This is a genomic window from Streptomyces sp. NPDC020958, from assembly GCF_055562175.1.
In genome coordinates this window covers 169,347-193,042 of the sequence record NZ_JBVHFU010000009.1, presented here as the reverse complement: position 1 = coordinate 193,042, position 23,696 = coordinate 169,347, and the positions used below count along the sequence as shown (strand labels likewise).

Below are 23,696 nucleotides of genomic sequence, written 5' to 3'. Positions count from 1 at the left end.
CGGGTACCTTTGCCCGAGCACAGAAACGGTGAGCGAAGTACGGCGACGGGGGTTGCGGGATCACGGCGGGGTACCGCCCGGTGGACTGGCATCCGCTCGACCTCGGCAGGGACCCCACCCCGGGTGATCCGCAGCGTGTGCGTACCCTCGCCCAGCAGCTGCACACCTTCGCGGACGACGTCTCCGACGCCCTGCGCCTGGTCAAGGGCACGGCTGGCGAGGAAACCCTCTTGCAGTGGGCCGGGAGGTCGGCGGAGGTGTTCAAGGAGCAGTTCAAGGACGTTCCGAAGAACCTGAAGAACCTGAAGAAGTCCTATGAGCTGTGCGGGGACGCGCTCGCGGACTACTGGCCGAAGCTGGAGCGGGCGCAGGCCCTGGCGGACAAGGCTCTCGCCAAGGCGAAGGAGGCGCAGTCGGACCTGTCCTCCGCCAAGTCCCGTCTGTCCTGCGTCGATTCGTGGGTCAGCCGGGCGACGAAGGAAGCGGACAAGTACAAGGACGACCCCACCGGCAGCACGTCGGACGCCGACAAGCCCGACGAGGGCAAGGTACGGGCCGCGATCCGGGACGTGCGGAGCGCCAAGTCGGCGCACGGCAAAACCCAGTCGGACGTCACCTCCGCGCAGAGTGCCCTCGACGCCGCGAAGAAGATGGCCGAGGACGCGCGGAAGATGCGGGACGACGCGGCGGGTGAGGCGAAGCGGAAGATCGACGAGGCGTCCGACGCGGGGATCCCGAACCGGCACTGGTGGCAGGACGTCGGGCACTGGTTCGAGGACAACTGGGACACCATCGTCACCGTCTGCAAGGTGGTCGTGGCGGTCGTCGGGATCATCGCGATGATCATCGGCGGGCCCACCCTCGGCGCCATCGTCCTCGTCGCCGCGCTCGTGGTGCTCGCGGACACGCTCTACAAATACTCAAAGGGCCAGGCGTCCCTGTGGGACGTGGCGTTCGCGGCCATGGACTGCATACCCGGCGGCATGAAGGCCATGAGCCTCGCCGTCCGCGGGCTCGGGAAGAACGCCCGGGGCATGCTGGAGGACGGTGCCCAGGGCGCCTTCAACCGGCCGAAGAGCAAGGTCAAGGGGTGCGGTGACCCCGTCGACGTCGCCACCGGCCACAGGTACCCGGCCGAGACGGACCTCGCCCCGGCCGGTACCGGTACGGGCACGACGCGCTGGGCCGGGTCGTCTCCCGGCAGCGGACCCGGCTGTCCCGCCGGCCGGACACCTGGCGACCTGCTGTCGTACAACCCCGACGGCACCATCAACGACCCGGAGGCCCCGCCCGTGCCGCTCCCCGAGGTCGGGGAGAGCGTGGCGGGGACCGTCGCCATGCATGTGGACCGTGACCGGCAGATCCGCATCCGGGTCGGCGCCCGGTTCTGGGAGTCGTGAACGCCCGGACTGCGGACCTCCCGGTCGCAGCCGCCCTCAGAACCCCAGGCGCCGCAGCTGCTTGGGGTCGCGCTGCCAGTCCTTGGCGACCTTCACGTGGAGGTCGAGGAAGACCGGCGTGCCGAGCAGGGCCTCGATCTGCTTGCGGCTCTTGATGCCGACCTCCTTCAGGCGCTTGCCCTTGGGGCCGATGATGATGCCCTTCTGGCTGGGGCGCTCGATGAACAGGTTGGCGTGGATGTCCAGCAGGGGCTTGTCGGCGGGGCGGTCCTCGCGCGGGAGCATCTCCTCGACGACGACGGCGATGGAGTGCGGGAGTTCGTCGCGGACGCCTTCGAGGGCGGCCTCGCGGATCAGCTCCGCGATCATCACCTGTTCCGGTTCGTCGGTGAGGTCGCCCTCGGGGTAGAGGGCGGGCCCCTCGGGGAGCAGCGGCACGAGCAGGTCGGCCAACAGCCCCACCTGCTTGTCGCCGACCGCCGACACCGGGACGATCTCCGCCCACTCGAAGCCCAGCTCCCTGCCGAGCTGGTCGATCGCGATCAGCTGCTCGGCGAGGGTCTTGGAGTCGACCAGGTCGGTCTTGGTGACGACGGCGACCTTGGGGGTCTTCCTGATCCCCGCCAGCTCCTTCGCGATGAACCGGTCACCGGGGCCGATCTTCTCGTTCGCCGGCAGGCAGAAGCCGATCACGTCGACCTCGGCCCAGGTGGTGCGGACCACGTCGTTCAGCCGCTCGCCGAGCAGCGTGCGCGGCTTGTGCAGGCCCGGGGTGTCCACGAGGATCAGCTGGGCGTCCTCCCGGTGCACGATCCCCCGTACCGTGTGCCGCGTGGTCTGCGGCTGGTTCGCGGTGATCGCCACCTTCTGCCCGACCAGAGCGTTCGTGAGGGTGGACTTGCCCGCGTTGGGGCGCCCGACGAAACAGGCGAAGCCCGCCCGGTGGACGGCCTCCGACGATTCCGACGGCTCGGTTGACTGGCTGCGAACGCTCATGCCCCCCATTCTCCCTGATCCACGACCTCCCACCGCACCGGTGAGTTTTCGGTAACTCGGGCGCAACGAAACGTCACGGAAACACAGCCGTACGCGACCAGAAACGGGAACCGGTGACCCTCTGACGAGCCCCCACGACGTTGGAGACGCCCGTGTACCTCGCCGCCGCGCATGCCGACACCGGTGACACCGCCTGGCTGCTCGCCGCCACCGCCCTGGTCCTGCTGATGACCCCGGGCCTGGCCCTGTTCTACGGCGGCATGGTCCGCACCAAGAGCGTCCTCAACATGCTGATGATGAGCTTCGTGTCGATCGCGCTGGTCACGGTGGTGTGGCTGGCGGGCGGCTACTCGCTGGCGTTCGGGGACGACGCCTGGGCGGGTCTGGTCGGCGGCCTGGAGCACGCGGGCATGAGCGGTGTCGGGCCGGGCAGCGTCCAGGGCACCGTCCCCACCCTGCTCTTCGCGACCTTCCAGCTCACCTTCGCCATCGTCACGGCCGCGCTGGTCAGCGGCGCGGTCGCGGACCGGGCGAAGTTCGGGGCGTGGCTGGTGTTCGTGCCGGTGTGGACGGTGCTCGTATACGTTCCGGTCGCGCACTGGGTGTGGGGTCCGGGCGGCTGGATCCTGCACAGCCTGAGCGCCCTGGACTTCGCCGGCGGGCTGCCCGTCGAGATCACCTCGGGCGCCTCCGGGCTCGCGCTGTGCCTGGTCCTCGGCCCGCGGCTCGGGTTCAAGAAGGACGCGATGCGCCCGCACAACCTGCCGATGGTGATCCTGGGCGCCGGTCTGCTCTGGTTCGGCTGGTTCGGCTTCAACGCGGGCAGCGCGCTCGGCGCCAACGGTCTCGCCGCCGCCGTCTTCCTCAACACCATGGCGGCCGGCTGCACGGGCCTGCTGGGCTGGCTCTTCGTCGAGCAGAAGCGCGACGGCCACCCCACCACCCTGGGTGCCGCCTCCGGCGCGGTCGCCGGCCTGGTCGCGATCACCCCGTCCTGCGGTTCGGTCTCCCTGCTCGGCGCGCTCGTCGTCGGCCTCGCCGCGGGCGTGGTCTGCTCGTACGCCGTCTCCTGGAAGTTCAAGCTGGACTACGACGACTCGCTCGACGTGGTCGGCGTGCACCTGGTCGGCGGAGTCATCGGCACCCTGCTCATCGGCCTGTTCGCCGAGAAGGCCATGACCGGCGACGCCGAGGGCCTCCTGTACGGCGGCGGCCTCGCCCAGCTCGGCAGGCAGGCGGTGGCGGTCGCGGCCGTCGCGGCGTACGCCTTCACCCTGACGTACGGCATCGGCAAGCTGCTCGACAGGGCGATGGGCTTCCGGGCCAGCGAGGAGCAGGAGCACACCGGCCTCGACCTTACGGTGCACGCCGAGACGGCTTACGATCACGGGGTCCTGGGCCATGGCGCCCCGGTCGCGCACTCCGTCCTCCCCGCCGCCCAGAAGGTCAAGACCCAGCCATGAAGCTCATCACCGCGATCGTCAAGCCCTACCGCCTCGACGCGGTGAAGACCGCGCTCCAGGAGCTCGGGGTGCACGGCCTGACCGTGACCGAGGCCAGCGGGTACGGCCGGCAGCGCGGCCACACCGAGGTGTACCGCGGCGCCGAGTACCGGGTCGACCTGGTGCCCAAGGTCCGTATCGAGGTGGTCGTCGAGGACGCCGACGCCGAGCCGGTCATCGAGGCGGTCGTCAGGGCCGCGCAGACGGGGAAGATCGGGGACGGGAAGGTGTGGGCGCTGCCGGTGGAGACGGTCGTGCGGGTGCGGACGGGCGAACGCGGCCCCGACGCGCTCTGAGGTACCGGGCGGGCGACGGCAGGCCGCGGCCCCGGCGCAGCCGGGCGAACAGCGCCCCGCCCGCCGCCCCGGCGACGAAGACCAGCGCCAGCACCAGCCACGGCAGGGCGAGGAACGAGGCGCTCGCCGACTCACTGGTGCCGGTCGCGCTGGCCGTCAGCGTCACGTCGCCCCGGTCGAGCTGGGGCGCGTCCCGCCAGTGGGCGGTGAGCCGCACCTGTTCCCCCGGCAGCAGTTCGGAGGGGATCCCGGTGAGGGTGCGGCTGAGCAGCGTACGGCCGAACAGTCCCCGCGCGCGCAGCCGGACCTTCGGGTTCAGGGTGACGTTCCCGGTGTTGTGCAGGGTGTAGGTGATGGTGGCGGTGCTGTCGCCGAGGCCGGGGACGAGCGGCTGGTGATGGCTGATGTGCAGGTTCTCGACGGCGACGGCGGGCAGCGTCGGGCCGCTCACCCGCAGGTAGACCCGGGCGCCGACGGCCCGCTGCACGCCGAGCGCCAGGGCGCCCGCGCCGGGGTCGACGTGCTCGTCCAGGGCCACGATCGCCCCCGGGTGGTCGCCGGGTTCGGCCCCCTGCGGCACCCGCAGCGTGAAGGGGACCGTCACCGTCCGGTGCGGGGGCACGGTGACCCGGGCCTTGGAGAGCTTCGCCCAGGCCCCCACCCCCCGCATCCTCTCGGTCACCGTCCGGACGGCGAAGCCACCGTCGCGGGCGGTGTTGTAGGCGTCGGCCGCGTACAGCCGGAAGGTCAGCGCCCTGCCGGTCTTGTTGGCGACGGCCACCTTGTCGGTGAGGGTCTGCCCCGGATCGAGGGAGAGGTAGAAGTAGGGTCGCGCGGCGATCTTGGAGGCGACCGGGTAGACGGACCAGCTGCCGTTGTCGGCGGCGCGCGCGTCAGGCGCCGTGCACAGGACGCCGAGGAGCAGGCTCAGGAGGAGGACGTACGGCTGGGCGCGACGACGCATGGGTGCGGACCCCCGGTCGGAAGCGGTCGACGACGGCTGTGCGCGGTCGGGTGGCGGCCGGCCGGGTGCGCGTCCGGCCACCACGGGGTGGAGTCGGCTCAGGTGAGCGTCAGGGTGAGGACTCCGGAGTAGGACCCCGGAGGCGTGAACGCCGGTACGTCCAGGGAGAGTCCGGCGTCGACCGTGAACTGTCCGCCGGTGAGCGTGCCGTCCGGGGTCGACGCGAGGGTCGCTCCGGAACTGCCGACGGTGCCCGCCGAACCGGCCGCGCAGGTGCTGGGGCTGCCCGCCTTGGTCGCGCAGGCGGGCGTCCAGCTGAGTCTCCCCGCGTCGATCTTGGCGCCGGGCCCGGTGAAGTCGGTGACCTTGCCGGTGAGCGACCAGCCGGCCGGTCCGCCGCGGAAGTCCTTGACGGTGACGGTCTGGAGCGCGCCCGTGGACGCCCCGCCCTGACCGAAGTCGACCGCCGACAGCGCGACGGAGTCCCCGGCCTGGGACATGGAGAGCGTCCCCGCCTTGACGGTGGTGGTCAGTTTCTGGCTGCCGGGCGGCACGGGGGTGGTGTCCTTCACGACGTAGGCGGCCGGTCCGGCCCCCAGGGCGTCGCTCCACGCGCTGCCCTCGTACGCCACGATCCCGGTCGTCGTCTTGTCGTTGACGACGAGGGGAGCGCTGAAGCTGCCGTCGCTGCCCGCGGTGGCGGTCGCCTTGTCCGCGGTCTGGCCGGCGCCGGACCGCCCGGCGAGCGTCACGGTGGCGCCCGGGGTGAAGTTCTGCCCGCTGACGGTCACGCTGTCACCGGGGTTCCCGGAGGCCGAACCGAGGCTGATGGCACGGTTGTTGACCGGGGTGGAGGAGGTCGCCGTGACCGTCTGGGACACCGGGGCCGGCGGGTTGGTGACCGTGCAGGGGGTGTCCAGCTCCAGGATGTAGCTGGTGTGGATGTTGTAGTCGCCGGGCGAGAGCGTGATGGCGCCTGGCGAGGTCACGGTGAACGTGCCGGTCATCGAGAACGACGGGAAGGTCCCGTAGCCGGGCACCGGGTCGTTCTTCTTCGGCCCGGTCACCGTCACGTCACCCGTCTGCGCGCCGCCCAGGGTCACCTTCCCGGTCGGCGTCATGATGTCGGCCGGCAGGGCGAGGGCGGTGGGGTTGTTGGCGGCGGGCGTGACCACGGTGTAGGTCACGGTGACCGTGTCGCCGACCTTCGGGGCGGTGTTGTCCACCGAGACGTTGGCGGTGGTGGTGCCGTCGATCGGCGGGAGGCCCGCGACGGCGGGCGGGATGCAGTGCGTGGCGAAGTCGACGTTCGTCCCGGCGGCACCGGCCGGGCAGGCGAGCGCGCCGCCCGCGGTGACCGCGAGCGCGGTCGCCCCGAACAGTGAGATCCAGCGCCACCGTCGGGATCTTCGTGATCCTGGGGGTGAACCCATCTTTGCCCCCTCCTGAGGGTTGCGGGCGCAGCGGCTCCTCTGCGCCGACAGGGGGCCATTGATGTGGAGGGCGCGTGAGAAGTCAATGGAGATGCCGCAGAAACCTGACGGTTCATCAGCTTCTGCGGCATCCGGAACGAACCCGTCAGCGGGCTCAGAAGACGAACGGCCCGGGTGACTGGGCCGCGCTCGACGTACAGGTGACGGTGATGCCGAAGATGACCATCTTCAGCGAGCCGCCGTGGAAGTCCAGGCTGTCACCGGGGGCCACGGTGCCCGGCAGCGGGCCGACGGTGACCGGGGAGCCGGCGGCCATGGCCGGGTTCACGGTGCCGCTGAAGACCCGGTTGGCGCCGGTGGAGTTGGACATCGTGAGCGTGGAGGCGATGGAGTTCGCCGACAGGGCGAGCGGGGTGGTGATCGCGCTGGAGGTGAGCGTGAGGGTGGCCGCGGTGCCGGTCTGGGTCGCGGTGAGGGTGGCCGTGCCGCCGCCGAAGATGCCGCAGCTGGCGGTTACGGTGGCGGTGGTCGGGGTGACGGCGGCGGCCGAGGGCGCGAACGCCAGTGCCGTGGCGGCGAGTGCTCCCGCCGCGAGTGCCGCACCTGTGGTGATTCGCTTCATGGGGCAGTGCTCCCTTCCCGTTGCACGGTGCATGGGAATGCCATGTGGGGATGGTGACGCCCCCGATTCGGGTGGATGCGGGCACACCGCGGGAGGTCCTGTCCGACGCCCCGCCCGGATCTGACGGTCCGTCGGAACGTACGGTCCCCATTGATGCCCCGGACCCGGAGACCGACAAGGTTGAATTCCGGCCGACCTTTTCGCAGGGAGTGACTGAAGGGCGCCGGGGCGCCGCGCGAAGGAAGGCGGTTGCGGTGGTGGCGCGGCCGCGGGTGGGTGGGTGGGGGCTGAGCGCGCACCCGGATCCCACCCGAGTCAGCGAAGCCCCGCCCCTTCCCCGACGGAGTCAGAAACTAGGCGGGGACAGTCAGCCGAACCTCCCCGTCGGCCCCCGCCAGCAGCACCGGCGTCCCCGGCCCCCCGAGATCCCGCACCGCCGCGAGGTCCTCCGCGTCGACCTCCTCGCCCCCCGAGACGACCGCCGCCGCCTCCAGCGACTCCGCCCCCGACGCCACCGCCATCGCCACCGCCGTCCGCAGCGCGCTCAGCTTCAGCGAGGGCAGTTCCACGGTCCCCGCCACATACGTACGGCCCGTGGAGTCCCGTACCGCCGCCCCCTCGGGCACCCCGTTGCGGGCCCGGGCCGAGCGGGCCAGGGTGACGATCTTGCGGTCCTCGGGGTCAAGCGCGTTGCTGTCGGTCATGCCCCGAGCATACGAACCCCACGCTTGACCCGGTCAACCCGGACCGCCCCGGACCGGACCCGGTCTCACGGCCGGTCGAGACGCAGCCGCTCGGCCCTCGGCAGGCCGGCCACGACGAGGTCGTACGAGTCCTCGATCAGCTCCCTCACCAGCCGGTCGGGAAGCCCGCCGTCCACGGTCACGGTGTTCCAGTGCCGTTTGTTCATGTGGTAGCCGGGGGTGATCAGCCCCGCGTGGTCGGCGCGCAGCCGTACCGCGTCCTCGGGGTCGCACTTGAGGTTGACCTTGAGGGGCTTCGCGTCGATCCAGCTCAGCGCGAACATCTTGCCGAGCACCTTGAACACGGAGATGTCCGGGTTGAAGGGGAAGTCCTCCTCGGCCGCGTTGAAGGACAGGCAGTGGGCGCGCAGCTGGTCCGGGGTCACCCGACCGCGTCCCCCTCCGGGTCGTCGGCCGCCGGCACCGGCTCCACCAGCACCGTCACGATCTTGTTCCGGCGGCCGGCGGCCGACTCGGCGGTCAGCGCCAGCTTGCGTCCGTCGGGGAGTTCGACCAGGGCGGAGGCACCGGCGATGGGCACCCGGCCGAGCGCCTTGGCGAGCAGCCCGCCGACGGTCTCCACGTCCTCGTCGTCGTACTCGTCGAGGCCGTACAGCTCACCGAGGTCGGTGATGTCGAGGCGGGCGGTGACCCGGTACCGGTCGTCGCCGAGGTCGGTGACGGGCGGGAGCTCACGGTCGTACTCGTCGGTGATCTCGCCGACGATCTCCTCCAGGATGTCCTCGATGGTGACGATCCCGGCCGTGCCGCCGTACTCGTCGATGACGACGGCGACGTGGTTGCGTTCCTTCTGCATCTCGCGCAGCAGGTCGCCGGCGTTCTTGGTGTCGGGCACGAAGAACGCGGGCCGCATGGCGGTGGAGACCAGGTCGGACTCGGCGTCCCGGCTGATGTGCGTCTTGCGGACCAGGTCCTTCAGGTACACCATCCCGACGATGTCGTCCTCGCTCTCCCCGGTGACGGGGATCCGCGAGAAGCCGGACCTGAGGGCGAGGGTGAGGGCCTGCCGGATGGTCTTGTACCGCTCGATGACGACGAGGTCGGTGCGCGGCACCATGACCTCCCGCACCAGGGTGTCGCCCAGTTCGAAGACCGAGTGCACCATCCGGCGCTCCTCGTCCTCGATCAGCGACTCCTTCTCGGCGAGGTCGACCAGCGCCCGCAGTTCGGCCTCGGAGGCGAACGGGCCGCGCCGGAACCCCTTGCCGGGGGTGAGCGCGTTGCCGAGGAGGATGAGGAGATACGGGATCGGGCCCATGATCCTGGCCAGCGGCAGCAGCACGTACGCGGCGGCCGTGGCCGTGTTCAGCGGGTGCTGGCGGCCGATGGTGCGTGGCGAGACGCCGACGGCGACGTACGACACCAGGACCATCACGCCGATCGCGGCGAGCAGCGCCTGCCAGGTGGCCGGGATCTCCTGGAGGCAGGCGTAGGTGACCAGGGCCGCCGCCGCCATCTCGCAGGCGACCCGGACCAGCAGGGCCACGTTGAGGTAGCGGGTGGGGTCGGCGGCGACCTGGGCGAGCCTGGCGCTGCCGCGCCGCCCGGACTTCACCGCCTCCTCGGCGCGGAAGCTGGAGACGCGGGCGATGCCGGCCTCCGCGCAGGCGGCCAGCCACGCGACGACGACCAGCGCGATCGCTCCGAGGACGATCTGCGGACTCATACGGATACGACCCGGCCCCCGGTCAGGAGACGGTCGGCGCCGGGGACGGGCCGGTCAGGCCCTGCTCCGCGCGCCAGCCGTCCACGATGGCCGCCTGCAGACCGAACATCTCGGCCTTCTCGTCGGGCTCCTCGTGGTCGTAGCCCAGCAGGTGCAGCACCCCGTGGACGGTGAGCAGCTGCAGCTCCTCGTCCATGGAGTGCTGCGTCTCGGCCTCGGCCCCCTGCTTGGCGGCGACCTCCGGGCAGAGCACGATGTCGCCGAGCAACCCCTGCGGCGGCTCGTCGTCGTCCTTCGACGGCGGCCGCAGCTCGTCCATCGGGAACGACATCACGTCGGTCGGACCCGGCAGGTCCATCCACTGGATGTGCAGCTGCTCCATGGCGTCGGCGTCCACGACGATCACCGAGAGCTCGGAGAGCGGGTGGATGCGCATCCGTGCGAGTGCGTAGCGGGCGATGTCGAGGATCGCCTGCTCGTCGACCTCGGTTCCGGATTCGTTGTTGACGTCGATCGACATGGCGCGGTGCTTGTCTACTTCCCCTTGTGCCCGGACTTCGAGCGGCCGCCCGGGTGCGCGCCGTTCTCCGTGCCGTGCTTGCTGTCGTACTTCTCGTACGCGTCGACGATACGGCCCACCAGCTTGTGCCGGACGACATCGTGGGACGTGAGGCGGGAGAAGTGCACGTCGTCCAGCCCCTCCAGGATGTCCTGGACCTGGCGCAGACCCGACTTGGTGCCGTTCGGCAGGTCGACCTGGGTGACGTCACCCGTGATCACGATCTTCGAGTCGAAGCCGAGGCGGGTCAGGAACATCTTCATCTGCTCGGGCGAGGTGTTCTGGGCCTCGTCGAGAATGATGAAGGCGTCGTTGAGGGTGCGGCCGCGCATGTAGGCGAGCGGCGCCACCTCGATGGTCCCGGCCGCCATCAGGCGCGGGATCGAGTCCGGGTCGAGCATGTCGTGCAGCGCGTCGTACAGCGGGCGCAGGTACGGGTCGATCTTCTCGTAGAGCGTGCCCGGCAGGAAGCCGAGCCGCTCCCCCGCCTCCACCGCGGGCCGGGTCAGGATGATGCGGTTGACCTGCTTGGACTGCAGGGCCTGCACCGCCTTCGCCATGGCCAGGTACGTCTTGCCGGTACCGGCGGGGCCGATGCCGAAGACGATCGTGTGCTTGTCGATCGCGTCGACGTACCGCTTCTGGTTGAGGGTCTTGGGGCGGATGGTGCGACCGCGCGAGGACAGGATGTTCTGGGTCAGAACCTGGGCGGGGGTCTCCTCCGCGCCCTCCCCGTTCTCACTCGCCCGCAGCATGGCGATCGAGCGTTCCACTGCGTCCTCCGTCATCGGCTGCCCGGTGCGGAGCACCAGCATCATCTCGTCGAACAGGCGCTGGACGAGGGCGACTTCGTGCGCCTCGCCGACCGCGCTGATCTCGTTGCCCCGGACGTGTATGTCGGCCGCCGGGAAGGCCGTCTCGATCACGCGCAGCAGGGAGTCGCCGGATCCCAGCACGGTGACCATGGGGTGCTGGGCGGGAACCTCGAACTGAGCTCGGGCCTGCTGCTGCGCGGGAGTGTGAGCTGTGGGTGTCTGAGTCATGGGCCGGCGCTTAAGGCCTGCGGTTCCTCCTCATCACGGCCGCGTAGCTGAGGGCGGCCTCGCGGTATCAAGCCTACGACGCGGGACCGACAACGCCGTAGGCCTTTTCACCGGGAAGGGCGCCCCCGTTGCCGCGGTGAGCCCTGCATGCGCTCCGACGGGCCAGGGCAGAATCCGAACGGTCGTCCTTCAGAAAGCAGGGAGCCGTGCAGCTGCGTCTGCCCACGTCGGTGTCCGAGGCCCGGGAGTGCCTGGCGGAGGGGGCGATACCGGTCGGCGGTGCGACCCTCGTGTGGGCCACGTGGCTACGGGACGGCTTCCCGGCCCGGGCGGTGTCCCTGCGGAAGGTGCCGGAGGCGACGGCGGTCGGGGACGGGGTGCTGGGCGGCGCGGTGCTGCTGGGCCAGGTGGACGACCGGGTGCCGGAGGTGCTGCGGCTGGCGGCGAAGGGTGTCGGCACGGGGGCGGTGCGCCGGGCGGCGACGGTGGGCGGGAACATCGCCGGGTCCAGCCTGCGGGACCTGCTGCCGGCGGCGATGGTGCTGGACGCGCGGGCCGACGTGCTCACCGCGGACGGGGTGTTCGAGGTGGAGCCGGCGGAGGTGGCGGCGAAGTCGCCGGTGCTGCTGGCGCTGCGCTGGCGGGAGCCGGTGGCGGGGGTGTACGCGAAGGTGCCGGATCCGGCGGGGGGTGAGGTGCCGAGCATCGTGGCGGTGGCGGTGGACGCGGAGGGTGTGCTGCGGGTGGCGGTGCGGGAGGGGTACGCGGTGAGCGGGGGGAGCGCGGGGGCCGACGGGGGCGGGGTGGAGGAACTGTTCGCCGGGGAGCTGTCGGGGGTGTCGGAGGGGGTACGGGGACTGGTGCGGGAGCAGGTTGCAAGGGTGACGGGGGTGTAGGTGGGGGCGGTGCGGTCGTCACTCGGCTGCGGGCCGGTGGGGGTCGCTCGCGCAGTTCCTCCCCCAGTCCCCGCTCACCCCGTCCTGCCGAAGCCGATCGTCGGTACCGCTCTGCGCAGGGGCCAGGGCCTCACCTGGTCCTCGTCCGGTACCAGGCCCTCCAGGAACGCGTAGCGTCGCAGCGCCGCCGGATCCTGGCCCTCCACCGACTGGACCTCGCGCCACCACGCCCCGATCTCCGACCAGCCCGGCGCCGACAGGGAGCCGCCGAACTCCTGGACGGACAGCGCGGCCGTGAGCCCCGCGAAGGCCAGGCGGTCCGCGAGGGGCCAGTTCGCGAGCGTGCCGGTGACGAAACCGGCGACGAAGACGTCGCCCGCGCCCGTCGGGTCGAGGGCCTCCACGGCGATCGCGGGGACCTCGGCGGACTCACCGGTACGCCCGTCGACCGCGTAGGCGCCGTCCCCGCCGAGGGTGACGACCGCGAGCGGCACGTGCTCGGCGAGGGCGTGCGCGGCGGCGCGCGGGCAGTCGGCGCCGGTGTACCGCATGGCTTCTTCCGCGTTCGGCAGGAACGCCTCGCAGTACTCCAGGTCGGCGAGGTTCGCCAGGTCCCAGGCCCCGGTGTCGTCCCAGCCGACGTCCCCGAAGATCAGGGTGCCCTCGGCGGCGGCGCGGGCGATCCACGGGTTGCGTGTGCCGGGCGTGAGGGAGGCCACGGCGGCGCGCGCGTGTGCGGGGTGGCCGGGCGCGTTCTGCTGGCGGAACAGGGTGTCGGCGGGCGGTTCGTGCCCGTGCGAGACCATGGTCCGCTCCCCCTCGTACGCCATGGAGACGGTCACCGGCGAGTGCCAGCCGGGCACGGTGCGGGACGGGGAGAGGTCGATGCCCTCACCCCGCGCGAGCGTGTCCCAGCAGTACTCGCCGTAGTGGTCGTCGCCGAAGGCCGCCGCGAGGGAGGTCTTCAGGCCGAGGCGGGCGAGGGCGGTGGCCATGTTGGCGATGCCGCCGGGGCTGGAGCCCATGCCCCGGGCCCAGGACTCGGTGCCCCGGACGGGGGCGGAGCCGAGGCCGGTGAAGATGATGTCGAGGAAGACGGTGCCGGTGAGGTAGACGTCCCAGGGCGGATCGCCCGGCGCACGCAGCCCGGCCAGCGGGTCGACCTGCGCGGCGCAGTGCGGTGTCGTTGCTCCCCTGTCGTCGTCGAGGTACTCCGGTTCCTCTCCGGCGAACGCGTTGGACGCGGTCACGGTGCGCTCCCTGACGTGGTGCGGATCCGGCCAGTGTGCACCATGTCGGGGGAGCGGCGGCCGCTTGCGTCGTAGGACCGCCCGATCGGGCACCGCGGCCCGTGCCGCTACCAGCGGGGCACGGCCGGTGTCGTCCACCCCGGTTCGGCCACCCGCATCGCCGCCGCGTCGTCGCGGTCGCGCAGCGCCCCGTCGTCGTCGAGCCAGCGCCGGTGCAGCCGTCGTACCTCCGCGTGGTCGAGTTCGACGCCCAGGCCGGGCGCGTCGGGGACGGTGACCCGGCCGGCGTCGAAGGTGAGCCGTTCGGTGAGGACGTCCTCGGTCTGCCACGGGTAGTGGGAGTCGCAGGCGTGGTGGAGGTCGGGGACGGTCGCGGCCACGTGGGTCATGGCGGCGAGGCTGATCCCGAGGTGGGTGTTGGAGTGCATGGAGACGCCGACGCCGAAGGTCCGGCAGACGGCGGCGAGGTGCTGGGTGTTGCGCAGCCCGCCCCAGTAGTGGTGGTCGGAGAGGACGACCTGGACGGCGCCCCTGGTGAACGCCTCCTGGATCTCACCGAACGTGGTCACGCACATGTTGGTGGCGAGCGGGATGTCCGTGCCCGCGGCCACCTCGGCCATCGCCGGGGTGCCGAGCGCCGGGTCCTCCAGGTACTCGAGGACGTCGCCGAGTTCCTTCGCGACCTTCAGCGAGGTCTCCACCGACCAGGCGCCGTTGGGGTCGAGGCGCAGCGGGTGGCCGGGGAACGCCTCGGCGAGCGCCCGTACGGCCGCGATCTCCTCGTCGGGCGGGAAGACCCCGCCCTTGAGCTTGAAGGAGGTGAAGCCGTGGCGCTCGGTGAAGCGGCGGGCCTGTGCCACCACCCCGGCCGGGTCGAGCGCGGCGCCCCAGTCGTCGGTCTCGGCGGGCACCCCCTCGGGATGCGCGGCCCACTTGTAGAACAGGTACGCGCTGTACTCGACCGAGTCGCGCACCTTGCCGCCGAGCAGCGCGTGCACGGGCAGTCCGAGCGCCTTGCCGAGGGCGTCCAGGCAGGCCACCTCGAAGCCGGAGACCACGGACAGCCGCAGCTTGTCGGCGGTCTGCACGCCGCGCAGCCCGCCGACGTCGACCTGGGCGGAGATCCGGGCCGCGTCCACGGCGACCTCGTCGGCGAGGGTGAACAGCCCGTTCAGGTCACTGACCTGGCGCCCGCGCAGCCGCTCGGCGAACGGCCGGGCCAGGTCGAGGTACTTGGTGTCGCCGTAGGTCTCGCCGACGCCGACCATCCCGTCGGCGGTCTCCACCTCCACGATCAGGCGGGGCGTGTACGGCTGGTGGACGCCCTGCGTGTTCAGCAGCGGCGGGTCGGCGACCAGGATCGGCGTCAGGCGGACGTCGGTGATCGTGAGGTTCACAGGGACGCTCCTACGAGGTCGAGTCCGGCGGCGAGCAGGGTCCGCAGGTCGGCGAGGTCGGCGGGCGAGGGGTCGGTGAGCGGGGCGCGTACCGGTCCCACGGGGCGGCCGCGCAGCCGGGCCGCCGCCTTGACGAGGGACACGGCGTACCCGGGGACGCGGTCGCGGAGTTCGACGAGCGGCACGTAGAAGTCGCGCAGCAGCTTGTCGACCGCGTCGTGGTCGCCGCCGCGCAGGGCGGCGAAGAACGCGTCGGCGATCTCCGGGGCGAAGGCGTGCACCGCGGAGGAGTAGGCGGGGACGCCGACGGTGGCGTAGGCGCGGGCCTGGATCTCGGCGGTGGCGGCGCCGTTGAAGAACAGGAAGCCGTCGGGGGCGGCGAGGGTGAGCCGCTGCAGCCGGTCGAGGTCGCTGTGCCCGTCCTTGAGCCCGACGACGCCGGGGATCCGGGCGATCCGCGTCAACGAGGCGGCCGTGTAGGTGACCTGGCCGCGCTGGTAGGCGATGAGCGGCAGCGAGGTGCGGGCCGCGAGCTGCTCCAGCTGCGCGACCAGTCCGTCCTGCGGGGCCGCGACGAGGTAGTGCGGCAGCACGAGCAGGGCGTCGGCGCCCGCCTCCTCGGCGACGCGCGCGAACCGGGCGGCCTGCGCCCAGCCGTACCCCACGCCCGCGACCACCGGCACCCGTCCGCCGGCCTCCTCGACCGCCACGGTCACGACCTGCCGGTACTCGTCCTCGGCCAGCGAGAAGAACTCCCCGGTGCCGCAGGCCGGGAAGAGGGCCCCGGGCCCGGCGGCCAGCTGACCGGCGACGTACGTCCTGAACCCCTCGACGTCGAGTGACCCGTCGGGGTGGAAGGAGGTGAGCGGGAACGACAGCACCCCGTCCGCCATCCCGTCCCGCAGCCTGCGCACCGCGCTCTCCGGCTGTCCGCCCATCGAACCCGTCTCCCCACCTGGATGTCATCTACGTATGAAGACAAAGACTAGGTATGCGAACACTCCTCGTCAACGGCGCCCCGGCTCCCGCCCCGTACGATCTGCACATGTCCGAGACAGCAGGCGTCCGCGAGGTGAAGTCCGCGGCGCGCACGGTGGAGCTGCTGGAACTCCTCGCGGCCCGCGCCGACCGCCCGGCCCGCCTCCAGGAACTCGCGGACGAACTCGGCGTCCCGCGCAGCTCGATGTACGCCCTGCTGCAGACCCTGATCGCCCGCGGCTGGGTCCGCACCGACGCCACCGGCTCCCTCTACGGCATCGGCATCCGGACCCTGCTGACCGGCACCAGCTACCTGGACTCCGACCCGCGCGTCCGTCTCGTGCGCCCCTACCTCGACGAGGCGTCCGACGCACTCGGCGAGACGATCCACCTGGGCCGCCTGGACGGCCCGAACGTGGTCTACCTGGCGACCCGGGAGTCCCACGAATACCTGCGCACGATCAGCAGGGTGGGCCGCCGCCTCCCGGCCCACGCGGGCGCCCTGGGCAAGGCCCTCCTCGCGGAACGCCCCGACGGCGAGCTGCCCGAGGGGCCGTACGAGCCCCTGACCGCCCACACCCGGACGACCCGCGCCGACCTCGCCGCCGACCTGGCCCAGGTCCGCGCCCGCGGCTGGTCGACCGACCGCGAGGAGGGCGTCCTCGGCATCACCGGCTTCGGCTTCGCCCTCCGCTACGACACCCCGGCCCAGGACGCCATCAGCTGCTCGGTGCCGGTGGCCCGCCTGACACCGGAACACGAGGCCCGCATCGTCGAGGTGATGCGGGAGACCCGGACGAGAATCGAATCGGCGACACCAGGCGGCACAGTCGACTGGCGCTAGCAAAAAGCGCCCCGTCAGGGGCGCGAGGAACTGCGCGAGCGACCACCACCGGGCAGCACCCGCCAACGCGCCGCTCCCCCACGGCGCGCGGCGCTTCTACCCCCCGCCCCGCCTCCGAAACCGAACATGACCCACATCACACCCCCCGCGCTTCTTCGATCCCCCCGCGCTTGATACAAATTGCCCGCGCGTTCCTGTCCCTCGACGGCCTGCGCCCAACCCCCTTTCTGAACCGCTCCTTTCGCATGCCTGGGAACGCCCGTGTCCGCCCCCCGCACCACCCCCTGGCCCCTCGTCGCCCTGTTCACGGCCGGGTACCTCGCCCCGTACCTCCTGCCGACCACCGTCGGCAGACTCGACTCCGGGCTCCCCCTCACCCCCACCGAGGCCGGCGCCATCGGCAGCGCCCTGCTGCTGAGTTCCGCGGCGGCCGGCTTCCTGCTCGCCTCCCGCGTGGACCGCTTCGGCCCCCGCACGCTCGCCCGCGTCGGCCTGCTCCTCGCCGTCCTCGGCTACGGCGGCGCGGCCCTCACCACCCTTCTCCCGGCGGTCGTGGCCGGCGCGGTCGTCGGCGGCTTCGGCTCCGGTACGGTCACCGCGGTCGCGGCCACCGGAATCGCCGCCCAGAAGGACCCGCACCGCGTCACCACCCTCGGCCTGCTCGCCGTGTCCGCCCTCGCCGGCGCCGTCTACCTGACGGTCCCGCACCTCGGCCCGGGCCACGCGCAGCCCCTCGCCGCGATCGCGCTCACCGCGCTCGCGGTCTGGCCCCTCACCGCACGGCTGACCCCCCGTACCGCCAAGGCCGTCGCCGTCACCGCCGGCCCGCGCCTGCCCCACCTGCGCTCCGGCCTGCTGCTGGCCGCCGCGATGCCCTGCTGGTCCGCCGCGCAGAACTCGCTGTGGGGGGTGAGCGGCCGGATCGGCCTGACCCAGGCCCACCTGAGCGAGGCGACCGTCGGCGCGGTGTTCGCCGTGGCGCTCGGCTTCGGCCTGCTGGGTGTGGTCGGCGCGGGCGCCCTCGGCCCGCGGCTCGGCCAGGCCCTGCCGATCGGGCTCGGCACGGTGCTGATCGCGGGCTGTATCGCGCTCAGCGCGTCCGCCACCGACCTGACGACGTTCGCGTCCGGCGAGATCGCCTGGAACCTGCTCTACCCGGTCGTCCTGTCGTACGTCATCGGCCTGGCCGCCGCCCTGGACCCGCGGGGCCGCTGGGCGGTGCTGGTCGGGTCGGCGTCGTCGCTGGGCACGGCCGTCGGCCCGATGACCGGCAGCCTGCTGGCGGCCCGGGCGGGTTTCCCGGCGATGGGGACGGTCCTGGCGGTCGGCCTGCTCGCGGTCGCGGTACCGCTGACGACGGTGGCGCTGCGCCGCCGGACCACCACCGTCGCGACCGGCCCGGCGCTCACCGACGTCGACGAGACGACGGTACGGCTGGACGTGGCGGCCTAGGCCGGACCGGCACCGAACTCGTAGGCCTCCACCTCGGCGAGGTAGCGGGCCCGCAGTTCCTCGTCGTCGTCCAGGAAGGACGCGAGGAAGGAGTTGCGGGCCAGTTCCCGCATCTGCTCCCGGGACAGGCCCAGGGTGTCGCGCACGGCGTGGTAGTTGTCGGCGACGTACCCGCCGAAGTACGCCGGGTCGTCGGAGTTGACCGTGCACAGCAGCCCGGACTCGATCATGGCCGGAAGCGGATGGTCGGCGAGCTGGTCGACCGCGCGCAGCCGGACGTTCGACAGCGGGCACAGCGTCAGCGGGATCCGCTCCCGCACCAGCCGCTCCACCAGCCGAGGGTCCTCCATGCAGCGCAGCCCGTGGTCGACGCGCTCCACGCCGAGCAGGTCCAGCGCCTGGGTGATGTACTCGGGCGGTCCCTCCTCACCGGCGTGGGCCACCCGCCGCAGCCCGAGTTCGGCGGCCGCCTCGTACACCTCGCGGAACTTGACCGGCGGGTGCCCGACCTCGGCGGAGTCCAGCCCGACCCCGGTGATCCGGTCCAGGTACGGCTTCGCGGCCTCCAGCGTCGCCATCGCCGACTCTGCGGTGTCGTCGCGCAGGAAGCACATGATGAGGCGGGTGGAGATGCCGTGGCTGTGGACGCTCCGGCCGAGCGCCCGCCACAGGCCCTCCACGACCGTGTTCATGGACACCCCGCGCGCGAGGTGCGCCTGCGGATCGAAGAAGATCTCCGCGTGCCGCACGCCCTGCGCGGCGGCCCGCGAGAGGTACGCGTCGGCGAGGTCGTCGAAGTCCTGCTCGGTACGCAGGACGGCCATCAGCTCGTAGTACAGGTTCAGGAAGGACTGCAGGTCCTCGAACTGGTACGCCTTGCGCAGCGCTTCGGTGTCCGGGTACGGCAGCTCGACGCCGTTGCGCGCGGCCAGCATGAACGCCAGCTCGGGCTCCAGGGTGCCTTCGATGTGGAGGTGCAGTTCTGCTTTCGGGAGGGGCATCAAAGCATCGTACGGCGGTTTCACCTGCGCTTCGGGACCGGCACTCGGAGCAGGTCGTGGGCGACGGTCAGCTCGCCGTCGTAGCCGGCGGCCCGTGCCTGCCGTCCGAACTCCTCGGGGTCGGCGTAGCGCTGACTGAAGTGGGTCAGGACCAGGTGACGTACGCCCGCGTCGCGGGCGACGGCCGCCGCCTGTCCGGCCGTCAGGTGGCCGTGTTCCGCGGCGAGTTCGGCGTCCCCGTCGAGGAAGGTCGACTCGATGACGAGCAGGTCGCAGCCCTCGGCGAGGGCGTGCACGCCCTCGCAGAGCCGGGTGTCCATGACGAACGCGAACCGCTGGCCCCGCCGCACCTCGCTGACCTGGTCGATCGTGACGTCCCCGAGGACGCCCTCGCGCTGGAGCCGGCCCACGTCGGGGCCGGTGACGCCGTGCGCGGCGAGCCGTTCGGGCAGCATCCGCAGGCCGTCGGGCTCGGTCAGCCGGTAGCCGTAGGACTCGACGGGGTGGGAGAGCCGGCGGGCCTCGAGCCGGTACGACCGGGTGACCGCGAGGTCGCCGTCCGCGTCGACCGGGACCTCGGTGACACCGACGGTCTCCCGGTAGGCGGTGGCGTAGCGGAGGCGGTCGAAGAAACGCTGCCCGGAGCGCGGGTAGTGGGCGGTGACCGGGTGTGGGACCCGGTCGAGGTTGATGCGCTGGACGACCCCGGCGAGGCCGAGGCAGTGGTCGCCGTGGAAGTGGGTGACGCAGATCCGGTTCAGGTCGTGGGCGGCGACCCCGGCGCGCAGCATCTGCCGCTGGGTGCCCTCGCCGGGGTCGAAGAGGATGCCCTCGCCGTCCCAGCGCAGCAGGTAGCCGTTGTGGTTGCGGTGCCGGGTGGGCACCTGACTGGCCGTTCCGAGGACCACCAGTTCACGTACGGACACGGTGACCTATCCGGGCGGCCACTGCAGGCCGCGGCCGCCGAGGACGTGGGCGTGGGTGTGCCAGACGGTCTGGCCGGCGCCGCTGCCGGTGTTGAAGACGACGCGGTAGCTGTCCAGCTTCTCGTCGTCGGCGACGGCCTGGGCCTCGCGCAGTATGTCGGCGGCGATCGTGGGTTCGCCTTCGGCGAGTTCGGCCGCGTTCTTGTAGTGGACCTTGGGGATCACCAGGACGTGGGTGGGAGCCTGGGGGTTGATGTCCCGGAAGGCGACGGTGGTGTCCGTCTCCCGGACGATCGTCGCGGGGACGTGGCCCGCGACGATCTTGCAGAAGAGGCAGTCGTCCTGGGGTTCCCCTGGCATGTTTTCTCCTCGCCCGGTGATCGGTTTCGGGTTTCCGGGGCATCGTATCGTCGTCAGGGCGCGGGTCCGGTGGGGGCTTGTCGCGCAGTTCCTCCCCCAGCCTTCGGCCGGGGGTACCCCCAGCGCCCCCCTTTACGCCGGCAGCACCGGCGGTGCTTTCGCGGGGCTGTTCTCCAATGCTTCCAGTGCGAGGCGGACGGCCTCGTCCAGTTGGGGGTCCCGGCCCGCGGCCCAGTCCTGGGGGGTCTGGACGACCTCCACGTCCGGGTCGACGCCGTGGTTCTCCACTCCCCAGCCGTAACCCTCCAGCCAGAACGCGTACTTCGGCTGGGTGACCAGGGTGCCGTCGACCAGGCGGTAGCGGCTGTCGATGCCGATGACGCCGCCCCAGGTGCGGGTGCCGACCACCGGGCCGATCCCCAGGGCCTTGATCGCCGCGTTGACGATGTCGCCGTCCGAGCCGGAGAACTCGTTGGCGACGACCACGACCGGGCCGCGCGGCGCGTCCCGCGGGTAGCTCTGCGGGCGCATGCCGCGCGGCAGGTCCCAGCCGACGATGCGGCGGGCCAGTTTCTCCACCACGAGCTGGGAGGTGTGCCCGCCGCGGTTCTCGCGGACGTCCACGACGATGCCCTCGCGGGCCATCTCCACGCTCAGGTCGCGGTGGATCTGGGCCCAGCCGGGCGCCTGCATGTCGGGGACGTGGAGGTAGCCGAGGCGGCCACCGGACGAGGCGTGGACGTGGGCGCGGCGGTCGGCGACCCAGGCGTGGTAGCGCAGCGGCTCCTCGTCGGAGACGGGTACGACCACGGGGTGACGCAGGTCGCCGCCGCCGGCCGGGGACACGGTCAGTTCGATCGCCTTGCCCGCGGTGCCGACGAGGAGCGGACCGGGGCCGGTCACCGGGTCGACGGGGCGGCCGGCGACGGCCACGATCGCGTCGCCGGGGCGCACCGCGGCGCCGGGTGCCGCCAGCGGGGAACGGGCGCCGGGGTCGGAGGTCTCGGTGGGCAGGATCCGGTCGATGCGCCAGGTGCCGTCCTCGTGCCGGGAGATGTCGGCGCCGAGCAGGCCCTGGCGGGCGCCGCCGCCGTAGCCGCCGCGCGGGGTGACGTAGGCGTGCGAGGTGCCGAGTTCGCCCTGCACCTCCCAGAGCAGGTCCACCAGGTCGTCGTGGGTGGCGCACCGGTCGACGAGCGGACGGTAGCGGTCGAGGACGCCGGTCCAGTCGACGCCGCCGAGGTCGGGCCGCCAGAACTGGTCGCGCATGATGCGGCCGGTCTCGTCGAACATCTGCCGCCACTCGGCGGCCGGGTCGACGCTCGCCCGGATCCGCGTCAGGTCGACGGTGACGTTGGTGTCGCTGTCGTCGTCGCCCGAGGCGCGGCGGTCGCTGGGTACGACCTTGAGCTTGCCGTCGGCCCGGAGCAGGACGCGTTTGCCGTCGCCGCTGACCTCGAAGCGGTCGGCGTCGGAGGCGAGGTACTCGATGCGCTGCTGGGCGAGGTCGTAGCGCTCCAGCTCGGTCCTGGGCGCCGGGTCCTCGGGGTGGGCGCGGGAGGCGCCGAGGACACCGCGCACCGGGTGGCGCAGCCACAGGACACCGTCCTTGGCGGCGCGCAGCCCGGAGTAGCGGCCGGCCTCCACCGGGAACGGCACGATCCGGTCGGCGAGGCCCTCCAGATCGATCCGGGTGGCGGGGGTGCCCTCGGCGTCCGGGGTCTCGTCCTTGTCGGGGGTCTCGAAGGGGCGGCCGTGGCGCTGCGGGCCGAACGGCGAGGGGGTGGTGGCCGCGAGGGTGATCAGGTGCGGGCGGTCGCCGACCACGAAGGCCAGGTCGAAGACGTGCTCGTCGTAGACCGGGTCGAAGGAGCGGGTGGAGAGGAAGGCGAGGTGTTTGCCGTCGCGGGTGAAGACGGGGTCGTAGTCCCGGAACCGCAGCGGGGTGGCCTCGGTGACGGTGAGGTCGGTGGTGTGGGCGATGCGGAGCTGGCAGAGCCCGCCCGCGCCGGGGTGGGACCAGGCGAGCCAGCCGGAGTCGGGGGAGAACGCCAGCCCGGACACGTCGCCGTCCTCGCTGCGGTCGACCTCGCGGACCTCGCCCGTCTCGCGTTCGACGAGGAGCAGCCGCCCGTCGTGCGCGGCGACCGCGACCCGGCCGCCGTCGGGGGCGACGGCCAGGTCCAGGACCCGGCCGAGCTGTCCGACGGCGAGCCGGCGCGGGGTGGAGCCGGGGGCCGGACCGGTGGCGGGCGCGAACTCCAGGGCGTCCTCGCCCTCGGCGTCCGTCACCCACACCACCCATTCCTCCGCGTCCACGCGGAAGGTGACGGGCAGCCGGGCCCGCACCCCGGGCCGGGCGGCGAGGGCGCGCGCCGGACCGGACCGGTGGGTCACCCAGTGCACGCCGCCGCGCACCAGGACGGCGCTGCCGCGCCCGGTGTGGTCGGGCGAGGCGGAACCGAACCAGCGGGCCGCGTCGAGCGGGTACGGCTGCCGGTCCACCCGCTGCCCGCCGAGCCGGACGTCCAGCGGGCGCGGCTCGGCGCCCTCCAGGTCGTCCAGGAGCCAGAGTTCACCGGCCGAGGCGTAGACGACCCGGGTGCCGTCGCTCGCCGCGTGCCGGGCGTAGAAGCCGTCGAGGAAAGTGTGCCGGCGCAGGTCGGAGCCGTCGGCCAGGGAGGAGTACAGCGCCCCGGTGCCCTCGTGGTCGGAGAGGAACGCGATCCGGTCGCCGACCCATTCGGGGCACTCCAGGTTCCCGTCGAGTTCGGCGTGCAGCCGGACGAACTCGCCGTCGCCCTCCCGGTCGATCCACAGCTTCCCGGCCGTACCGCCCCGGTACCGCTTCCACCAGGCCGCCTCGCGGCCCATCGGCGCGGACAGCAGCACGGTGGCGGGCCCGTGGGCCACGTGCCCGACCGGGCCGTACGGAAGGACGGTGGACGGTCCGCCGTCGAGCGGGACCGCGTGGGCCCAGCTGCGCCGGAGGCTGGACTGACCGTAGGTGGTGATCGCGAGGACCCGTCCGTCGCCGGTCCAGCCGCGCACCTGGGTACGGGAACTCCCCCAGTGCGTCAGGCGGGTCGAGGGGCCGCCGTCGACCGGAGCGACGTGGATCTCGGGGGCACCGTCGCGGGTGGACGTCCAGGCGACCGTGGTGCCGTCGGGCGAGATGCGCGGCAGGGCCACCGGCATGTTGTCGGCGCTGACCCGCCAGGCCCGGCCGCCGTCGAGGGGCGCGAGCCACACGTCGTCCTCGGCGGTGAAGGCGACCAGTTCGCCGTGGACGTGGGGAAATCGGAGGTAGGACCGCGGTCCCGTCGCTGCACCCTGAGTCACCCGCT

General features: G+C 72.4%; 21 protein-coding genes and 1 pseudogene. 6 read left to right on the top strand and 16 right to left on the bottom strand.

Features of this window, described 5'->3' with window-relative positions:
• Positions 1–80: 80 nt before the first annotated feature.
• Positions 81–716 (top strand): annotated as a pseudogene (locus tag ACZ3KP_RS25450) (putative T7SS-secreted protein); the annotation flags it as partial.
• Positions 717–1,436: 720 nt separating this feature from the next.
• Here the strand turns inward: ACZ3KP_RS25450 and era are convergent.
• Positions 1,437–2,405: a GTPase Era gene (era, locus tag ACZ3KP_RS25445; RefSeq protein WP_358972968.1), complete on the bottom strand. Its 969-nt coding sequence runs from the start codon at positions 2,403–2,405 to the stop codon at positions 1,437–1,439.
• Positions 2,406–2,548: 143 nt separating this feature from the next.
• Between era and ACZ3KP_RS25440 the strand changes: the two genes are divergently transcribed.
• Both ACZ3KP_RS25440 and ACZ3KP_RS25435 read left to right on the top strand, forming a co-directional pair.
• Positions 2,549–3,859, top strand: coding sequence for an ammonium transporter (locus ACZ3KP_RS25440; protein WP_467502028.1), 1,311 nt, complete (start codon positions 2,549–2,551; stop codon positions 3,857–3,859).
• Positions 3,856–4,194 carry a P-II family nitrogen regulator gene (locus ACZ3KP_RS25435; protein ID WP_046729838.1) on the top strand — a complete coding sequence of 113 codons (339 nt, stop codon included), beginning with the start codon at positions 3,856–3,858 and terminating at the stop codon, positions 4,192–4,194. The genes ACZ3KP_RS25440 and ACZ3KP_RS25435 overlap by 4 nt, the downstream gene beginning before the upstream one ends.
• Here ACZ3KP_RS25435 and ACZ3KP_RS25430 read toward each other — a convergent pair.
• From ACZ3KP_RS25430 to ACZ3KP_RS25395, 8 genes are all read right to left on the bottom strand, one after another.
• Positions 4,088–5,158 carry a DUF7507 domain-containing protein gene (locus ACZ3KP_RS25430; protein WP_467501858.1) on the bottom strand — a complete coding sequence of 357 codons (1,071 nt, stop codon included), beginning with the start codon at positions 5,156–5,158 and terminating at the stop codon, positions 4,088–4,090. The two genes, ACZ3KP_RS25435 and ACZ3KP_RS25430, sit on opposite strands and share 107 nt — an antisense overlap.
• Positions 5,159–5,256: 98 nt before the next feature.
• A complete protein-coding gene (locus ACZ3KP_RS25425) occupies positions 5,257–6,591 on the bottom strand; it encodes a beta-xylosidase (RefSeq protein WP_358972962.1) in 1,335 nt (444 codons plus the stop codon).
• 154 nt (positions 6,592–6,745) lie between these two features.
• Positions 6,746–7,213, bottom strand: a complete 468-nt coding sequence (locus ACZ3KP_RS25420; RefSeq protein WP_132886705.1) for a hypothetical protein — start codon at positions 7,211–7,213, stop codon at positions 6,746–6,748.
• Positions 7,214–7,566: 353 nt separating this feature from the next.
• A complete protein-coding gene (locus ACZ3KP_RS25415; protein ID WP_358972959.1) occupies positions 7,567–7,917 on the bottom strand; it encodes a cytidine deaminase in 351 nt (116 codons plus the stop codon).
• A gap of 65 nt (positions 7,918–7,982) precedes the next feature.
• Positions 7,983–8,342 (bottom strand): MmcQ/YjbR family DNA-binding protein, encoded by a 360-nt coding sequence (locus ACZ3KP_RS25410; protein WP_132886707.1) that lies wholly within the window; start codon positions 8,340–8,342, stop codon positions 7,983–7,985.
• The gene (locus tag ACZ3KP_RS25405) at positions 8,339–9,643 is read right to left on the bottom strand and encodes a hemolysin family protein (protein WP_467501857.1); all 1,305 of its coding nucleotides are present in this window, start codon (positions 9,641–9,643) and stop codon (positions 8,339–8,341) included. The genes ACZ3KP_RS25410 and ACZ3KP_RS25405 overlap by 4 nt, the downstream gene beginning before the upstream one ends.
• A 22-nt stretch (positions 9,644–9,665) precedes the next feature.
• Entirely contained in the window at positions 9,666–10,163 is a 498-nt protein-coding gene (gene ybeY / locus ACZ3KP_RS25400) for an rRNA maturation RNase YbeY (RefSeq protein ID WP_132886709.1), read from the bottom strand.
• A gap of 14 nt (positions 10,164–10,177) precedes the next feature.
• On the bottom strand, positions 10,178–11,245 hold the full coding sequence (locus tag ACZ3KP_RS25395) for a PhoH family protein (RefSeq protein WP_467501856.1): 1,068 nt from the start codon (positions 11,243–11,245) through the stop codon (positions 10,178–10,180).
• 206 nt (positions 11,246–11,451) lie between these two features.
• Here ACZ3KP_RS25395 and ACZ3KP_RS25390 point away from each other — a divergent pair, with 206 nt between their 5' ends.
• On the top strand, positions 11,452–12,141 hold the full coding sequence (locus ACZ3KP_RS25390; protein ID WP_467501855.1) for an FAD binding domain-containing protein: 690 nt from the start codon (positions 11,452–11,454) through the stop codon (positions 12,139–12,141).
• Positions 12,142–12,215: 74 nt separating this feature from the next.
• Here ACZ3KP_RS25390 and ACZ3KP_RS25385 read toward each other — a convergent pair whose 3' ends face one another.
• The 3 genes from ACZ3KP_RS25385 to ACZ3KP_RS25375 all read right to left on the bottom strand — a co-directional run bounded on the left by ACZ3KP_RS25385 (position 12,216) and on the right by ACZ3KP_RS25375 (position 15,726).
• Positions 12,216–13,391, bottom strand: a complete 1,176-nt coding sequence (locus ACZ3KP_RS25385; protein WP_467501854.1) for a carbohydrate kinase family protein — start codon at positions 13,389–13,391, stop codon at positions 12,216–12,218.
• Between the two features lie 107 nt (positions 13,392–13,498).
• Positions 13,499–14,788: a glucarate dehydratase family protein gene (locus ACZ3KP_RS25380; protein WP_467501853.1), complete on the bottom strand. Its 1,290-nt coding sequence runs from the start codon at positions 14,786–14,788 to the stop codon at positions 13,499–13,501.
• Positions 14,785–15,726 carry a 5-dehydro-4-deoxyglucarate dehydratase gene (locus ACZ3KP_RS25375; RefSeq protein WP_467501852.1) on the bottom strand — a complete coding sequence of 314 codons (942 nt, stop codon included), beginning with the start codon at positions 15,724–15,726 and terminating at the stop codon, positions 14,785–14,787. The genes ACZ3KP_RS25380 and ACZ3KP_RS25375 overlap by 4 nt, the downstream gene beginning before the upstream one ends.
• Positions 15,727–15,833: 107 nt before the next feature.
• On the opposite strand from ACZ3KP_RS25375, the gene ACZ3KP_RS25370 reads away from it, so the two are divergent.
• Positions 15,834–16,610 (top strand): IclR family transcriptional regulator, encoded by a 777-nt coding sequence (locus ACZ3KP_RS25370; protein WP_467501851.1) that lies wholly within the window; start codon positions 15,834–15,836, stop codon positions 16,608–16,610.
• Between the two features lie 261 nt (positions 16,611–16,871).
• Complete coding sequence (locus ACZ3KP_RS25365) at positions 16,872–18,062, top strand: MFS transporter (protein ID WP_467501850.1); 1,191 nt, start codon at positions 16,872–16,874, stop codon at positions 18,060–18,062.
• On the opposite strand, the gene ACZ3KP_RS25360 is transcribed toward ACZ3KP_RS25365, so the two are convergent.
• The 4 genes from ACZ3KP_RS25360 to ACZ3KP_RS25345 all read right to left on the bottom strand — a co-directional run bounded on the left by ACZ3KP_RS25360 (position 18,059) and on the right by ACZ3KP_RS25345 (position 23,691).
• The gene (locus ACZ3KP_RS25360; RefSeq protein ID WP_467501849.1) at positions 18,059–19,063 is read right to left on the bottom strand and encodes an adenosine deaminase; all 1,005 of its coding nucleotides are present in this window, start codon (positions 19,061–19,063) and stop codon (positions 18,059–18,061) included. The genes ACZ3KP_RS25365 and ACZ3KP_RS25360 overlap by 4 nt on opposite strands.
• A gap of 20 nt (positions 19,064–19,083) precedes the next feature.
• Positions 19,084–19,989, bottom strand: coding sequence for a ribonuclease Z (locus ACZ3KP_RS25355; protein WP_467501848.1), 906 nt, complete (start codon positions 19,987–19,989; stop codon positions 19,084–19,086).
• A 6-nt stretch (positions 19,990–19,995) separates the two neighbouring features.
• Entirely contained in the window at positions 19,996–20,349 is a 354-nt protein-coding gene (locus tag ACZ3KP_RS25350) for a histidine triad nucleotide-binding protein (RefSeq protein WP_467501847.1), read from the bottom strand.
• A gap of 132 nt (positions 20,350–20,481) precedes the next feature.
• Positions 20,482–23,691, bottom strand: a complete 3,210-nt coding sequence (locus ACZ3KP_RS25345; protein ID WP_467501846.1) for a S41 family peptidase — start codon at positions 23,689–23,691, stop codon at positions 20,482–20,484.
• Between the last annotated feature and the right edge of the window lie 5 nt (positions 23,692–23,696).

Excerpts from the sequence above, each read along its gene's own strand:
- era (WP_358972968.1), bottom strand. The coding sequence starts at position 2,405 with ATGGGGGGCATGAGCGTTCGCAGCCAGTCAACCGAGCCGTCGGAATCG.
- ACZ3KP_RS25435 (WP_046729838.1), top strand. The coding sequence starts at position 3,856 with ATGAAGCTCATCACCGCGATCGTCAAGCCCTACCGCCTCGACGCGGTG.
- ACZ3KP_RS25430 (WP_467501858.1), bottom strand. The coding sequence starts at position 5,158 with ATGCGTCGTCGCGCCCAGCCGTACGTCCTCCTCCTGAGCCTGCTCCTC.
- ACZ3KP_RS25425 (WP_358972962.1), bottom strand. The coding sequence starts at position 6,591 with ATGGGTTCACCCCCAGGATCACGAAGATCCCGACGGTGGCGCTGGATC.
- ACZ3KP_RS25420 (WP_132886705.1), bottom strand. The coding sequence starts at position 7,213 with ATGAAGCGAATCACCACAGGTGCGGCACTCGCGGCGGGAGCACTCGCC.
- ACZ3KP_RS25415 (WP_358972959.1), bottom strand. The coding sequence starts at position 7,917 with ATGACCGACAGCAACGCGCTTGACCCCGAGGACCGCAAGATCGTCACC.
- ACZ3KP_RS25405 (WP_467501857.1), bottom strand. The coding sequence starts at position 9,643 with ATGAGTCCGCAGATCGTCCTCGGAGCGATCGCGCTGGTCGTCGTCGCG.
- ybeY (WP_132886709.1), bottom strand. The coding sequence starts at position 10,163 with ATGTCGATCGACGTCAACAACGAATCCGGAACCGAGGTCGACGAGCAG.
- ACZ3KP_RS25395 (WP_467501856.1), bottom strand. The coding sequence starts at position 11,245 with ATGACTCAGACACCCACAGCTCACACTCCCGCGCAGCAGCAGGCCCGA.
- ACZ3KP_RS25375 (WP_467501852.1), bottom strand. The coding sequence starts at position 15,726 with ATGGGCGGACAGCCGGAGAGCGCGGTGCGCAGGCTGCGGGACGGGATG.
- ACZ3KP_RS25370 (WP_467501851.1), top strand. The coding sequence starts at position 15,834 with ATGTCCGAGACAGCAGGCGTCCGCGAGGTGAAGTCCGCGGCGCGCACG.
- ACZ3KP_RS25360 (WP_467501849.1), bottom strand. The coding sequence starts at position 19,063 with ATGCCCCTCCCGAAAGCAGAACTGCACCTCCACATCGAAGGCACCCTG.
- ACZ3KP_RS25350 (WP_467501847.1), bottom strand. The coding sequence starts at position 20,349 with ATGCCAGGGGAACCCCAGGACGACTGCCTCTTCTGCAAGATCGTCGCG.